This is a genomic window from Hyphomonas jannaschiana VP2 (assembly GCF_000685215.1).
Lineage (GTDB): Bacteria > Pseudomonadota > Alphaproteobacteria > Caulobacterales > Hyphomonadaceae > Hyphomonas > Hyphomonas jannaschiana.
The window spans coordinates 147,458-160,048 of record NZ_ARYJ01000007.1 but is presented as its reverse complement, the minus strand read 5'-3'; the positions used below and the strand labels follow the sequence as shown (position 1 = coordinate 160,048).

The following is a 12,591-nucleotide window of genomic DNA, read 5'->3' as shown; positions in this document are numbered from 1 at the left end:
GGGCTGTGTTAGCGTCTCAAAAAACATAATGAAACCGGAAAGGGCGGAAGATGCTGGAGATAGAGCTGCCGGAGGGGCTAAGACAGGCCAGTGGGGCGGACTGGCGGCAGGTCGGGGACATTACCGGCGAAGCCTTCGAGACGGACCCGGTGAACCTCTGGATCTTTGGCCGCACGCACGCGCTGAGACCGACTTTCTCCCTTCTGGCGCAGTCGATCTACCTGAAACACGGCATCTGCCATCTGGCGGGCGATGGCGGGGCGACGATGTGGATCGAGTCGCAGAACCGGAAAGAGCTCGGGCTGGTCCCGACGCTGCGCCTTTTGCCGACCCTGCTGTTCAGGGGATCGCAAGGCTCCATCTTCCGGGCCCTCAAGGCTGGCAAGGTGATGGACGAACACCACCCGAAAGACCCGCACCTCTACCTCTTCACGATTGGCACGCGCCAAACGGCCCGCGGCAAGGGCCTCGGCAAGCTGATGATGGCGCCGATGAAGGCCGCCGCCGACAAGGCCCGCCTGCCCCTCTATCTCGAAAATTCGAACCCGATGAATACCGGCTTCTATCAGAGTCACGGATTTGAGCGGATGAAGCTGTTCGAGGTCGGGCCCGGCGCCCCGCCCATGGAGGCGATGTGGCGGGAGCCGCGTGACGCCCAGCACGTCTGACCGGCGCGGGCCTCGGCCCGTCCGGCAAAAAATGTTGGATAAGGTGTGGGATCAGCTGCTGTCATTCCACCGGCCGAAGGCCTCGGCGAGGAGCATGGGAAGGCCCGCTGCGACGGCGCCGAGTTCCGGTTTCAGCCGATGGGTCTTCATTGGCGGGCAGAACGGACGCGGCGCCCCTGCCCGGCGCTGTCGCTCCATCACACGGGCAACACGGACGGCGTACTTTTCCGGATCACGCAGGATGCGCGCCAGCGCTTCGAAGCGGCGCATGAGAGTGGCAACAGGCACGGGTCCTGAAACACCCGGCGCCCCTTCAGAAGTGTGCGGCCCTTCCAGCGTATAGACCAGTGTCTGGCCGCTGAGCGCGAGACTGTAAGGGATCTGGGCCTTGGTGAGCACAGGGTCCTCCTCCGTTGGAGTAGCCTTCGCGGTATGCGGCTTCGGTGGATCCAGCGTCAGGCTGAGCGCCATCAGCATGATCAGCCGGCGGAGGATAATCACCAATGCTTTCACCCGTGCCTTCCACCACCGCGCAGCGGACTGCGGAACGGTGTCTGAAGACCGGGTCAGCCCGGCATCATATGTGGCCTCTGCCAGGCTCACACGAACCTGCTGCAGGGCGAAGGTGATGTAATCTGTGCTCATGCGCGGAGATTAGCGCGCGGGCTTATCCGGTTGGATTGGGTTGGGGATAGCTTACGTTCGCAGTTCGCCGCAATGGGCGCATTTCACTCTTGGGAATTTAAGAGCCCATAGCTGGGAAATGTCTCTTTGCCCCCAATCTGGATCATCCGGCCCATGTACCCACCAGAGGACGCCACATTTTCGGCACCTCAATGAATGCGCCCAAATACCTGCGCAGATGTGGACAGACAATCCAACGAAAACTGGCCACAACGCCCGCAGCCAGAGTGCGAAGAACGGACCAATAATCAGCGCAAAAAACAAACCGACTGAGATTCCACTCCAGTACTTTACACGGAGGGGATCTTTCAATGTTTGCACTTACCCCCGCGACAGCGAGTAGTTCGGGCTTTCGCGGGTCATCTGGACGTCGTGGACGTGGCTTTCCTGCAGGCCGGCGCCGGTGATCTGGACGAACTCGGCCTTCTTGTGCAGCTCGTCGATGTCCTTGGCGCCGACATAGCCCATCGCCGCGCGCAAACCGCCCACCATCTGGTGGATGATCGGGGCAAGCGGGCCCTTGAACGGCACCTGGCCTTCAATGCCTTCCGGCACGAGCTTGTCGGCGGCGGCGTCCTTCTGGAAGTAGCGGTCGGCCGAGCCGCGGGCCATCGCGCCAAGGCTGCCCATACCGCGATAGGCTTTGTACGACCGGCCCTGATAGAGGAACACCTCGCCCGGCGCCTCTTCGGTGCCGGCGAACATGGAGCCCATCATGGCGGTCGCCGCACCGGCCGCGAGGGCCTTGGCGAAGTCGCCCGAGAACTTGATGCCGCCATCGGCGATGACGGGCACGCCGGACGCCTGGGCGGCATTGGCGCAGGCCTCGATGGCGGTGAGCTGCGGCACGCCCACACCGGCGACGATGCGCGTGGTGCAGATGGAGCCCGGGCCGATGCCGACCTTCACGGCGTCCGCACCCGCATCGATCAGCGCCTTGGTGGCGTCGCCTGTTGCGACATTGCCGGCGATGATCTGGACAGCGTTGGAAATCTTCTTGGCGCGGGTCACGGCCTCGGCAACGGCCTTGGAGTGGCCGTGGGCGGTGTCGATGATGACGGCGTCTGCGCCCGCTTCGATCAGGGCGGCGGTGCGCTCATAGCCTGCATCGCCAACCGTGGACGCGGCGGCGACACGCAGGCGGCCCGCGGCGTCCTTGGCGGCGTTGGGGTTCACGGCGGCCTTGTCCATGTCCTTCACGGTCAACAGGCCGAGGCATTTATTGTCCTTGTCGACGATGACAAGACGCTCGATCCGGTGCTTGTGCAGCAGGCGGCGCGCCTCTTCCGAGGAGGTCTCCATCTCCACCGTGACGACGTCGCGCGTCATCAGGTTGGCGACCTTCTCGTTCATGTCTTCGGCAAAGCGCGTGTCGCGGTTGGTGATGATGCCGACGACCTTGCCATTGTCCTCGACCACCGGAATGCCGGAGAAGCCGGTGCGTTGCTTGAGCTCGTTCAGGTCGCCCAGCGTGGCGGTCGGCGCGATGGTGATCGGGTTCATCACCACACCGCTTTCGTACTTCTTGACCATGGCGACTTCGCCGGCCTGCTCCTCGACGGACAGGTTGCGGTGGATGACGCCGATGCCGCCAGCCTGAGCCATGGCGATGGCGAGGCGGGCCTCGGTCACCGTGTCCATCGCCGCGGAGATCAGCGGGATGTTCAGCGGAATGGTTTTCGTCAGGAAGGTCGAAACGTTGACATCGGCGGGAAGAACTTCGCTCGCGCCGGGCTGGAGAAGCACGTCGTCAAAGGTGATCGCTTGTCGGATTTTCATGTGGGGAGCTCCCTTTTCGGCCCCATAAGGGAGTCGCGCGGGCTTGTGAAGCCCCTGCTGCATTTTCATCTCACAGAACCGTTTTCCCCCATGACACCGCTGCCGCTGCCTGCTATCGCGGAATTAGTTACAAATGAAAATAATTGCTCTGGGAGGAGCGCATGTTGAGGCTTTCAGACTACGGGATGTCCCGTGAGAGAGGATTTCTTGCGTCATTTGACCCGGTGAAGGTGGAACTGCCCCCTGCCCTGAAACCGGCCCGGGACATGGCCCTGTCCATCCCTCAACTCGTCTGTACCGGCCGCGTGCGGGCCTTGCTGGAACGGTTGCCGGTGATCGACCTCACCGATTTCTGCGCAACTGCCAGCGAGGCCGAACAGCGGATCGCCATGCTGCACTATTCCTTCATGGTGCAGACCTATGTCTGGGGCGAGCCTGAGGCGCCGCGTGCCCTGCCCGCCTGCCTTGCCGTGCCGATCTGGCAGCTCAGCAAGAGCCTCGGCCAGCCGCCGCTGCTGCCTTACTCATCCTACACGCTGGAGAACTGGGCCCTCATCGATGACGCCGGCTCCATCGATCTATCCAATGTGCGGGTGATCCAGCACTTTGACGGCGGGATGGACGAAGCCTGGTTCATCCTCGTCCATGTCGCCATCGAGGCGCGGGCCGGAGAGATGCTGGATGAAGCGCTGTCCCTGATTGCCGCGGCCGAAGCCGGCGATACCAGGGAAGCCGCGCGCTGTCTGTCTGTCATGTCGGCCGTGTGGGACGATGTGAATGCGATCTTCGACCGGATGCCGGAGCGCTGCGATCCTTATTGTTATTTCCACCGGGTGCGACCGTGGATCCATGGCTGGAAGGATAACCCGGCCCTTGGGCCGGGCCTGATCTATGAAGGCGTTGAAGAGACCGGCGGCGCGCCACAGGCCTTCCGTGGGCAGACAGGCTCGCAATCCTCCATCGTACCTGCGATGGACGCGCTGCTGAGCGTCGGCCATGCCGCCGACCCGCTTCGGAGTTTCCTGGACGAGCTCCACGCCTATCGACCGCCGGCCCATCGCCGCCTGATCGAGGACATCCGCGCTGCCAGCAAGGTGCGCTCGTATATCGAAGGATCAGACAATGCGGAGCTGAAGATGTTGTACAACGAGAACGTCTCGAAGCTCGCCCGCTTCCGCACCCGGCACCTCGAATATGCGGCCAGTTATATCAACAAGCAGGCAAGCCACAGCGCGGGCAACGACCCGGATGTCGGCACAGGCGGAACGCCCTTCATGAAATACCTGAAGAAGCACCGCGACGAAGCAGAGGCGCACCTGTTGCCTGTCTAGGCGCTAGTCGACGCAGATCGTCTGGGTGGCTTTGCCGTTTTCGACACGGGTGTAGCAGCCGAAGGGTTCGTCGCTGGCCTGGCATATGCCCTTGGCCGCCGTTCCGGCTTCAACCGAACCGGCGGTTTCCGCCAGCCGGCATTCACCGAGACAATCTTCGCTGCCCCGGCATGCCTGACCGGCGTCCGGAAAACTCTGGACACAAAGCTGCCAGCCGAGCCGCCCTGCCTGCTGCACCACACCTCCGGCCGCTTCACAGCGCGCCCGTTCGGCGGGGGTCGCAAACTGCGATGCAAACTGAATCCGCTCATAAGGCGGTGCCGGGCTACCAAAGTCCGGATTGGCCGCATGATAGTCACGCAGTGCGCTACAGGCGGCGATCATGCTGACCGCCGCTCCGATAAAGATCAGCCGCCAAGGCGTCATCCGGGCCATCTTTCAAACGCGGGCACACCCTCGGGAATGTGATGGAAGCTTGGCGCGTCGGCCGTCTGCATCACCACCTGCGGCTGTCCGAACAGGCTGGTGTCGTCGAGTGTGCCGACCTTCAGAATAACAGCGTCCGGCAAGGCAGGCGACCGGGTCAGGATGTGCGTTCCGCAATCCGGACAGAATTCACGTGTGACTGCCCCCTCAAGATCCGCTCTCTTGAAGCCTTTCGGCTCTCCTTTTGTGAAACGGAAGCCGGCCGCCGGCATGGCCATGAAGTCATTTGCCTGCCCGCCCGTCAGATACTGGCATTCCCGGCAATGACACTCGCCTTTCATGACCGGCTCCCCGTCCGCTTCGTAGCGGATCTCACCGCAATAACAGCCGCCTTTGATGGTCATCTTCTGTCCTCCCATTGAGTTCCCGGAATAGTGGAACGCCCGGCGCTTTGGGGCAAGCGACAGTTAATTGGAACCTTTTGCGGCGCTGACGCATAGGTCAGGTGGAGGGAGTTGTTGAGCCAGAACGGGAATAGCCGCTCGCATGCCTGTAGACTCCACCACCCGCCAGATCACCGGCACTTCGGATATTTCCGTCGACGATGCGATCTCGCGCGCGCTTTCTGTCGCGAGAGACGGCCTTGGCGAGCCGGACTGGTTCGATGTGGTGACGGCACGTGGTTTCATCTCCAACGGCCAGGTCACGCATTATCAGGTGACCCTGAACCTCGGTTATGAAAATGCCCGGCAAAGCGACGGAATGTGTAGCGACGAATACTATTTCCGCCGCGCCTGCGGTACCGGCAGAAGTTTCTCAGGCTGGCACACGATTGAAGCGCGCCTCTGATATTCGTCCAACAGTTGCACAGACTTTAATCTGATATGTTTCAGTTCTGGAGACCATTGTGTCCCAGCTGCGTCTGACCTGAGCCCCTTGATGCCCTTACCGGTATGAATGTGCTTCTGAATCTGCTGTAAATACTGCAGATTTGCTCTAACTGCACTCAGGATGGTCCGGGAATTGCCACTCGGAGTATACTTTTTAGGTATTCCAAAGGCAGGTTGAACACCGTGCGAGGTCTTGGTCGTCTCAAACTCACGTCTGTCGGACTGGTGGATTTCATCGCCGCGCAGCGGCTGAAGAATACCCTGCTGATCAATGGGTTCTGGCGGAGCGGTACGACCTGGCTACAACAGACGCTGGTCGAAGCCTTGCACGCAAAATCGCTGTTTGAGCCCTTCTCCCCCGCGGCAGGCCATCACTGGGACCAGTTCCGCGGCAAGGTCTCCGATGCCAGCTGCAATGTTTACATGCCCCTTTCGGCAAACTGTCTGACCCCCCGCGACCGGGTCAAACTGCACCTCGCGCTGAAGGGCGTTGGCACCCACGGATATACGCACTTCCTGAGGGAGCCTGGCGACAATACCTGGTCACGGGATCTCGTCGTCAAATTTACCCAGCTTGGCTTTGTCCTCGACGATGTGGCTGACACCTACCACGTGCCGGTCATCCATATCCGGCGCCACCCTGCTGCTGTCTTTGCGAGTTTCAGCGAGACCAACTGGTCCTGGCGCTTCGAGGATGTTCGCCTGAGAGAACTCTACAGCCCTCAGGATTATCCGAAGGGCTCGCCTGAGCGGCAGCGTGCCGAGATTCTGCTGCGCTACGATCAGTTGCCAGCCGAAAGACTGGCCGCCATGTGGAGCCTCAGTGAAGGTTCAGCCCAGAAGAGCATTATTGCTGGCAAGGCCCATCTGGTGCGTTATGAGGATGTCGTCGACCAGGGGCCTGGTATCCTGAACCGGCTGGAACTGTCGTCAGTGAATATTCCGTCGAACGATACGGCCAGCCCTGTAACAACATCGGGCCGGGAACAATTGTCGGCCTCGCAGCGTCTGAACGACTGGCAGACACGACTGACCAGAAAAGAAATCGATACGATCAAGTCCGTGTGCAACGAACTCTTCCCGGACAATGGCTATTTTGACAACGACGCGTCGAAATCCGTCACCCTTTCCCGGTAAATCACGGGACTTCCCTGCTCATTTTGCGTGAGCACGCCCCCTGAAGCCCTTCGCCACAACAAAGATTTCGGGACTGCCGGCACGGCTCGCCGGCGGTTTGATATGTTTCACGCTGGAGAAGTTCGCTTTGAGCAGGTCCAGCACTTCCTTGGTCGCGCCGCCCTGAAACACCTTCGAGCAGAATGTCCCGCCCGGCGCGAGATGTTCCACTGCGAAAGCGGCCGCCATTTCAACCAGCGCAACCGTCCGCAAATGGTCGGTCTGTTTGTGGCCGGTCGTGTTGGCCGCCATATCCGACAGGACCAAATCCGGCGCGCCGGTCAGCCCTTTTAGAAGCTCCGTCACATCCTCCGGATTGTTGATGTCGCCCTGAACGATATGGACGCCTGCCAGTGGTTCCACCGGCAGAAGGTCGATTCCGGCGATCTCGCTTGCGCCCTTGATCTGAGCGACCTGCATCCAGCCGCCTGGCGCACAGCCGAGGTCCACGACGCGTTGCCCGCGCCGGAACAGGTTCAGCTTCTCATCGATTTCCAGCAGCTTGTAGGCAGCCCGGGCGCGGTAACCTTCGGACTTTGCCTTCTGAACATAAGGGTCCTGAAGCTGGCGCTCGATCCAGCGCTTGGAGCTTTCATTCTTGGCCCGGTGGGCGATGATCTTGCGTTCGCCCATGCGGCGGCCGGAGGATCCCTTCTTATCGGAGGGGCCTTTCCAGCGGCGTTTTTCGTCGTCTGTCATGGGGAGGCCTCCGCTGACCGGTCATTACTGTCACTCGCCCCAGCCGGAGACGCATCACTGGTGCTGGCCTGGCCATTGCGGCGCCGGCTGCCACGCCTGCGCTGACCTTTGCCGCCATACATCATCGACAGCAACAGGCCCTCCCGAAGCCCCCTGTCGCCGACACGCATGCGTTCGCCCGGGAAGGCATCCCAGATCGATTGCATGATCGCGCAGCCCGACAGCATGAGGCTGGCCCGTTCCTCGCCGATCGTCGGCAAGGTAGCGCGGCCATCGAGTCCCAGATCGCGCAGGAGCTTGACTGCCGCGTCGGCCTCGTCGCGGCTCATCCAGCTGCCGTCGACCCTGTCACGGCGATAGCGCTCCAGTTTCAGATGTACGCCTGCAAGGCAGGTCACCGTGCCGGACGTGCCAATCAGGTGTGATCCCCTGGTCGCCATGGCCCGGCTGACCCGTTCAGTTCCCTTCCAGGCTTTGATCACCTCGCCGCAATGGGCCAGCATGGCCGGAAAAGCCTCTTCCTCCGGCAAATGACCGAAGCGTTCGTGCAGGGTGACCACGCCGAGTGGCAGGCTCGTCCAGTCCTGGATCGGGGCGCGTTTGACCAGGCCGTGCGAGCCGCCTTCGCGCGCCACTTTGGCATTCACCCAGGACAATTCCGTGGCCCCCCCACCAATATCGACCACGAGGACTGTTTTCGCATCTTCCGCCATCAGGTCATGACAGCCGATTGTGGCGAGCCGCGCTTCTTCCTTCGCGTTGATGATCTTGAAGGTCAGGCCGGTTTCTTCATGGACCCGGCGGATGAATTCCGGACCGTTCTCAGCCTGCCGGCAGGCCTCGGTCGCAATGCAGCGCACCCGGCCGACGCCGTGGTGTTTCAGTTTGCGGCGGATCGCTTTCAGCGCGTCCAGCGCCCGCTCGATAGCGGCGTCTGACAGGCGTCCCGTTTCGTGGAGTCCTTCGCCGAGACGCGCAATCTGCGAATGCGAATCAACGACGCGGAAGGACTTCCCCCACGGCTCCGCCACGAGCAGGCGGCAATTATTTGTTCCAAGGTCGACGGCCGCATAAAGCGGTCCGTTACGTCCCTTGCGCGAACCTCGCCGGTTACCCCGGCGGTTCGCCGCTTTTTTGTCAGCCATGATGTGGCCCAAACTGAAATCTTGGGGCAATCTCTACCACAGGAGACGTAAATGACTAGTAGACGTAGCCTCTTTGGATGGTTGACCGGGGGACGCGGCCGCAAGAGCAAGCCGTCCGCCGATGTACCCTATGTGCTCGACCGTCCCGTCGACCGGAATGTCAGCTACAATGCGGTCTCCACCTTCACGGCAAAATACCAGATCGGCCAGGTTGTCCGGCACCGCCATTTCCCGTTCCGCGGGATCATTTTCGATGTGGATCCGCAGTTCGCAAACACGGACGAGTGGTATGAGGCCATTCCGGAAGAAGTGCGTCCCCGCAAGGACCAGCCCTTTTATCACCTGTTCGCCGAGAATGAGCGCACGCACTACATCGCCTACGTGTCGGAACAGAACCTTGTGCCGGATGACTCTGCCCAGCCGCTGAGCCATCCTGACATTCAGGAGTGGTTCAATCTGACCGCGCGCGGCACTTACGAGCTCAAGAAGGGCGTTGCCAACTAAGGATCAGTTGGCCGGACCTGTGGGTGCGCGATTCCCGCTTTCAAGAATTGCGATCACTTCATCCCAATGCGTCAGCGCTTCGGTGTCACCTTGTGCCGCAACCTCGGCAGCTCTCAGCGTGGCGATTACGGCTGCGTCCTCGCCATACTGAGCCGATAGCTGGGCTGCGATTCTGGCGGCCTCAGTCATGTCTTGCCTGAGTTGGCCCGGGCAATCGCAGCGGTCGTCGACTGGCCGTCCAGCGTCGGCACGATGTGAACCGTTCCGCCCCGGGCCAGGACAATATCCGCTCCGACGATCGTTTCCAGCGTATAGTCACCACCTTTGACCAGCAGATCTGGCTGGAGCGCTTCGATCAGGCCGGCGGGGGTGTCTTCATCAAAGACGACGACGGCGTCTACAGCGCTCAGCCCCGACAGCACCCGTGCCCGTGATTCCGCATCGTTCACAGGCCGCGTTGGTCCTTTCAGCCGCTTCACGGAAGCGTCTGAATTCAGACCCACAATCAGGCGGCCGCAGCGGCTCTTCGCCTCTTCCAGAACTTTGAGGTGCCCGGGATGCAGGATGTCGAAACAGCCATTGGTGAAACCGACCGTGAGGCCCGCATCCCGCCAGGTTGCCACCTGAGACACAGCCGTTTCAAGCGGTATGTGGCTGACACCGCCGTTGACGAGCCCCATTTCGAGTGCGCCCTTCAATTCCGCCGCGGAGACTGTCGCGGTTCCGGACTTGCCTACCGCAATCCCCGATGCCGCGATGGCGAGATCCACGGCCTGGCTGAGCGTTCCGCCGCCCGCAAGGCCGAGAGCCAGCGCGGCGATCGACGTGTCCCCTGCTCCGGATACATCATAGACTTCGCGCGCCTTACCAGCCCGGTGCGTGACCTCGCCGTCCTGCGTGATGAAGGACATGCCTTTGGCTGCGCGTGTGACGACAATCGCTTTAGCCGGCAGCGTCTTTGCGGCAGCGACAAGTGCCGCAGCAGCATCCCGGTCAGTCTCTGTCGGCATGCCGAACGCATGCGCAAGTTCGTAACCATTCGGCTTGATCAGGTCGACCGCGCCATAACGACGGAAGTCCCGTCCTTTCGGATCGGCGATCACCGGAATGCCAAAGGCTTCGCCCGCATCCAATGCGGCCTTGATCACGGCATCCGTCATCGCGCCTTTTGCATAATCTGACAGGATGATCAGGGCTGCGTCCGCGGCAACCTGATGGATCGCGCCGGCCAGTTTGACCTCTATGTCCGGACCAATGTTTGCAATTTCCTCCGCATCGACGCGAAGCAATTGCTGGGACCCGGCCACAAATCGGGTTTTCAGAGTCGTCGGCCGGCCGCGCATGGCGATGAGGTCGGCTTCGACATTCTTAACCTGCCCCATCAGGGCAGCGAGTTCTCGGCCCTCAGCGTCATCTCCCACAACACCGATCAGCGCGGTGTAGAGCCCCAGAGACGCGAGATTGCGGGCGACATTGCCTGCCCCCCCTGGCATGGAGGCTTCCCGGGTGCGGCGCATGATCGGGACCGGGGCCTCGGGTGAGATGCGGGACACCTCGCCGTAAACGAACCGGTCGAGCATGACATCGCCGACACAGACGATCTTACGGCCTGCAGCCGCATCAATCAGATCAATCAGGGATGCGCGCGCCATCAGCCGCAAACCGTCCCGGCCAAAAGGGAATCGGACATGTTCTACTCCGGTTTTGATTGGATATAGCCGCTGGCCGGGGCCCGTAAAAGACAAAGCCGCAGGATCGATGGATCCAAACCGACCTGCGGTACGTATGTATGGCAAACAACTTTTTGGAAGGAAGCACTCCCTGTCTGGCGCATCGGCTCCCATTATCGTCTGGTTCCGGGAAGACCTGCGGCTCTCAGACAACCCCGCCCTGCATGCCGCTGTGCAGCAGGATTGTCCGGTACTCTGCGTGTATATTCATGCGGACGGATGTGAAGGCACGCGCCCGCTGGGCGGCGCATCACTCTGGTGGCTGGACAAGTCCCTCAGGGCGCTTTCTGAAGATCTGGAACAGCTGGGTGGACGGCTGACGATCCGGGCAGGCGATGGCAGCGCCTGCCTGGATGAATTGATCGAAGAGACGGGGGCAAAGGCTGTCTATTGGAACCGTCGCTACGGCAAAGCCGAACGGGACATCGACGCGGCAATCAAATCCCGTCTGAAAGACAGGGACATTGACGTTCAGAGCTTCAATGGACGCCTGTTGGTTGAGCCCTGGGTGCTCAAGACCGGATCAGGCGGGTTCTACAAGGTGTTTACACCTTTCTGGAAAGCGCTCCGCGACTGTTATTCGCCTCCGGCTGCCCTGCCCCGGCCGAGTAGCGTGAAAGGCCCTCAACCCGACACACTCAAAGTCAGTGACCTGGGCCTGCATCCGACCAAGCCGGACTGGTCGACCGGTTTCGATGCGGTCTGGACACCCGGTGAAGCCGGAGCGCATGCGCGGTTGAAAGATTTTCTTGAGGGACCGGTCGACACTTACCCCGATGACCGAGATCTTCCGGGCAAGGAGGATGGGACGTCCGGATTGTCCCCCCACCTTAGGTTCGGGGAAATCGGCCCGGCGCAGATCTGGCGCGCGACGATCGCCGCAATGGAAGCGGAAAATATTCAAGACGCAGGCGGATGGAAATTCCTTTCAGAGGTCGCCTGGCGGGAGTTTTCCTATGTCCTGCTATATTATCGGCCAGACCTCGCCGACGAAAACTATAATGATGACTTCAACCATATGCCATGGCGGACGGATAAAGATGCCCTAAAGTCATGGCAGAGCGGCCAGACCGGCTATCCTATCGTCGACGCAGGCATGCGGCAGTTGTGGGAAACGGGCTGGATGCACAATCGGGTCCGGATGATTGTTGCGTCCTTCCTGACAAAGCATTTGTTGCTTCATTGGCGCCATGGCGAAGACTGGTTCTGGGACACGCTTGTGGACGCAGACCCCGCTTCCAACCCGGCGAGTTGGCAATGGACGGCCGGATCTGGCGCCGATGCCACCCCTTATTTCCGTGTATTCAATCCGATCACGCAGGGACAGAAGTTTGACGCTGACGGCGCCTATGTGCGCCGATGGTGTCCCGAGTTGGCGAAGCTTCCAGACAAGGTGTTGCACGAGCCCTGGGCTGCCGACGACGCCACGCTTAACAGAGCCGGTGTAAAACTCGGAACGGATTATCCGCATCCGCTCGTTGCCCACAAAGCCGGGCGGGAACGCGCCCTGGAAGCCTACGAAACCCTTAAATCTCAACGCACAAGCAAGTAGAACGGAT

Annotated in this window: 14 protein-coding genes; 6 read left to right on the top strand and 8 right to left on the bottom strand. The window is 61.1% G+C overall.

Annotated elements, in window-relative coordinates:
* Window positions 1-50 precede the first annotated feature (50 nt).
* Window positions 51-668, top strand: a complete 618-nt coding sequence (locus HJA_RS12270; RefSeq protein ID WP_035582663.1) for a GNAT family N-acetyltransferase — start codon at window positions 51-53, stop codon at window positions 666-668.
* Window positions 669-719: 51 nt separating this feature from the next.
* Here the strand turns inward: HJA_RS12270 and HJA_RS12265 are convergent, their stop codons facing one another.
* Both HJA_RS12265 and guaB read right to left on the bottom strand, forming a co-directional pair.
* The gene (locus HJA_RS12265) at window positions 720-1,313 is read right to left on the bottom strand and encodes a hypothetical protein (RefSeq protein WP_035582661.1); all 594 of its coding nucleotides are present in this window, start codon (window positions 1,311-1,313) and stop codon (window positions 720-722) included.
* A gap of 360 nt (window positions 1,314-1,673) precedes the next feature.
* Window positions 1,674-3,131 carry an IMP dehydrogenase gene (guaB, locus tag HJA_RS12260; RefSeq protein WP_035582804.1) on the bottom strand — a complete coding sequence of 486 codons (1,458 nt, stop codon included), beginning with the start codon at window positions 3,129-3,131 and terminating at the stop codon, window positions 1,674-1,676.
* A gap of 161 nt (window positions 3,132-3,292) precedes the next feature.
* On the opposite strand from guaB, the gene HJA_RS12255 reads away from it, so the two are divergent.
* Window positions 3,293-4,462 carry a PrnB family protein gene (locus HJA_RS12255; RefSeq protein ID WP_051597642.1) on the top strand — a complete coding sequence of 390 codons (1,170 nt, stop codon included), beginning with the start codon at window positions 3,293-3,295 and terminating at the stop codon, window positions 4,460-4,462.
* 3 nt (window positions 4,463-4,465) lie between these two features.
* Here the strand turns inward: HJA_RS12255 and HJA_RS18080 are convergent, their stop codons facing one another.
* Together HJA_RS18080 and HJA_RS12245 are read right to left on the bottom strand one after the other, a co-directional pair.
* Window positions 4,466-4,888 carry a hypothetical protein gene (locus HJA_RS18080; protein WP_155839958.1) on the bottom strand — a complete coding sequence of 141 codons (423 nt, stop codon included), beginning with the start codon at window positions 4,886-4,888 and terminating at the stop codon, window positions 4,466-4,468.
* Complete coding sequence (locus tag HJA_RS12245) at window positions 4,885-5,292, bottom strand: GFA family protein (RefSeq protein WP_035582657.1); 408 nt, start codon at window positions 5,290-5,292, stop codon at window positions 4,885-4,887. The genes HJA_RS18080 and HJA_RS12245 overlap by 4 nt, the downstream gene beginning before the upstream one ends.
* A 142-nt stretch (window positions 5,293-5,434) precedes the next feature.
* Here HJA_RS12245 and HJA_RS18075 point away from each other — a divergent pair, with 142 nt between their 5' ends.
* The gene (locus HJA_RS18075; RefSeq protein WP_051597640.1) at window positions 5,435-5,737 is read left to right on the top strand and encodes a dodecin family protein; all 303 of its coding nucleotides are present in this window, start codon (window positions 5,435-5,437) and stop codon (window positions 5,735-5,737) included.
* Window positions 5,738-5,961: 224 nt separating this feature from the next.
* Window positions 5,962-6,915 (top strand): sulfotransferase, encoded by a 954-nt coding sequence (locus tag HJA_RS12235; RefSeq protein ID WP_162177056.1) that lies wholly within the window; start codon window positions 5,962-5,964, stop codon window positions 6,913-6,915.
* Window positions 6,916-6,933: 18 nt separating this feature from the next.
* Here HJA_RS12235 and HJA_RS12230 read toward each other — a convergent pair whose 3' ends face one another.
* Window positions 6,934-7,653 (bottom strand): RlmE family RNA methyltransferase, encoded by a 720-nt coding sequence (locus HJA_RS12230; protein WP_035582653.1) that lies wholly within the window; start codon window positions 7,651-7,653, stop codon window positions 6,934-6,936.
* Window positions 7,650-8,798, bottom strand: coding sequence for a Ppx/GppA phosphatase family protein (locus HJA_RS12225; RefSeq protein WP_035582651.1), 1,149 nt, complete (start codon window positions 8,796-8,798; stop codon window positions 7,650-7,652). The genes HJA_RS12230 and HJA_RS12225 overlap by 4 nt, the downstream gene beginning before the upstream one ends.
* Window positions 8,799-8,930: 132 nt before the next feature.
* Here HJA_RS12225 and hspQ point away from each other — a divergent pair, with 132 nt between their 5' ends.
* Window positions 8,931-9,302 (top strand): heat shock protein HspQ, encoded by a 372-nt coding sequence (hspQ, locus tag HJA_RS12220; RefSeq protein ID WP_051597656.1) that lies wholly within the window; start codon window positions 8,931-8,933, stop codon window positions 9,300-9,302.
* 3 nt (window positions 9,303-9,305) lie between these two features.
* Here hspQ and HJA_RS12215 read toward each other — a convergent pair whose 3' ends face one another.
* Together HJA_RS12215 and rfaE2 are read right to left on the bottom strand one after the other, a co-directional pair.
* The gene (locus HJA_RS12215; RefSeq protein WP_035582649.1) at window positions 9,306-9,491 is read right to left on the bottom strand and encodes a hypothetical protein; all 186 of its coding nucleotides are present in this window, start codon (window positions 9,489-9,491) and stop codon (window positions 9,306-9,308) included.
* Window positions 9,488-10,954, bottom strand: coding sequence for a D-glycero-beta-D-manno-heptose 1-phosphate adenylyltransferase (rfaE2, locus tag HJA_RS12210; RefSeq protein WP_035582647.1), 1,467 nt, complete (start codon window positions 10,952-10,954; stop codon window positions 9,488-9,490). The genes HJA_RS12215 and rfaE2 overlap by 4 nt, the downstream gene beginning before the upstream one ends.
* A 133-nt stretch (window positions 10,955-11,087) precedes the next feature.
* Here rfaE2 and HJA_RS12205 point away from each other — a divergent pair, with 133 nt between their 5' ends.
* Window positions 11,088-12,584 (top strand): cryptochrome/photolyase family protein, encoded by a 1,497-nt coding sequence (locus HJA_RS12205; RefSeq protein ID WP_051597639.1) that lies wholly within the window; start codon window positions 11,088-11,090, stop codon window positions 12,582-12,584.
* The last annotated feature ends 7 nt before the right edge of the window (window positions 12,585-12,591 follow it).

Coding starts and splice junctions, on each gene's coding strand:
- HJA_RS12270 (WP_035582663.1), top strand. CDS start 51: ATGCTGGAGATAGAGCTGCCGGAGGGGCTAAGACAGGCCAGTGGGGCG.
- HJA_RS12265 (WP_035582661.1), bottom strand. CDS start 1,313: ATGAGCACAGATTACATCACCTTCGCCCTGCAGCAGGTTCGTGTGAGC.
- guaB (WP_035582804.1), bottom strand. CDS start 3,131: ATGAAAATCCGACAAGCGATCACCTTTGACGACGTGCTTCTCCAGCCC.
- HJA_RS12255 (WP_051597642.1), top strand. CDS start 3,293: ATGTTGAGGCTTTCAGACTACGGGATGTCCCGTGAGAGAGGATTTCTT.
- HJA_RS18080 (WP_155839958.1), bottom strand. CDS start 4,888: ATGACGCCTTGGCGGCTGATCTTTATCGGAGCGGCGGTCAGCATGATC.
- HJA_RS12245 (WP_035582657.1), bottom strand. CDS start 5,292: ATGACCATCAAAGGCGGCTGTTATTGCGGTGAGATCCGCTACGAAGCG.
- HJA_RS18075 (WP_051597640.1), top strand. CDS start 5,435: ATGCCTGTAGACTCCACCACCCGCCAGATCACCGGCACTTCGGATATT.
- HJA_RS12230 (WP_035582653.1), bottom strand. CDS start 7,653: ATGACAGACGACGAAAAACGCCGCTGGAAAGGCCCCTCCGATAAGAAG.
- HJA_RS12225 (WP_035582651.1), bottom strand. CDS start 8,798: ATGGCTGACAAAAAAGCGGCGAACCGCCGGGGTAACCGGCGAGGTTCG.
- HJA_RS12215 (WP_035582649.1), bottom strand. CDS start 9,491: ATGACTGAGGCCGCCAGAATCGCAGCCCAGCTATCGGCTCAGTATGGC.
- rfaE2 (WP_035582647.1), bottom strand. CDS start 10,954: ATGGCGCGCGCATCCCTGATTGATCTGATTGATGCGGCTGCAGGCCGT.
- HJA_RS12205 (WP_051597639.1), top strand. CDS start 11,088: ATGTATGGCAAACAACTTTTTGGAAGGAAGCACTCCCTGTCTGGCGCA.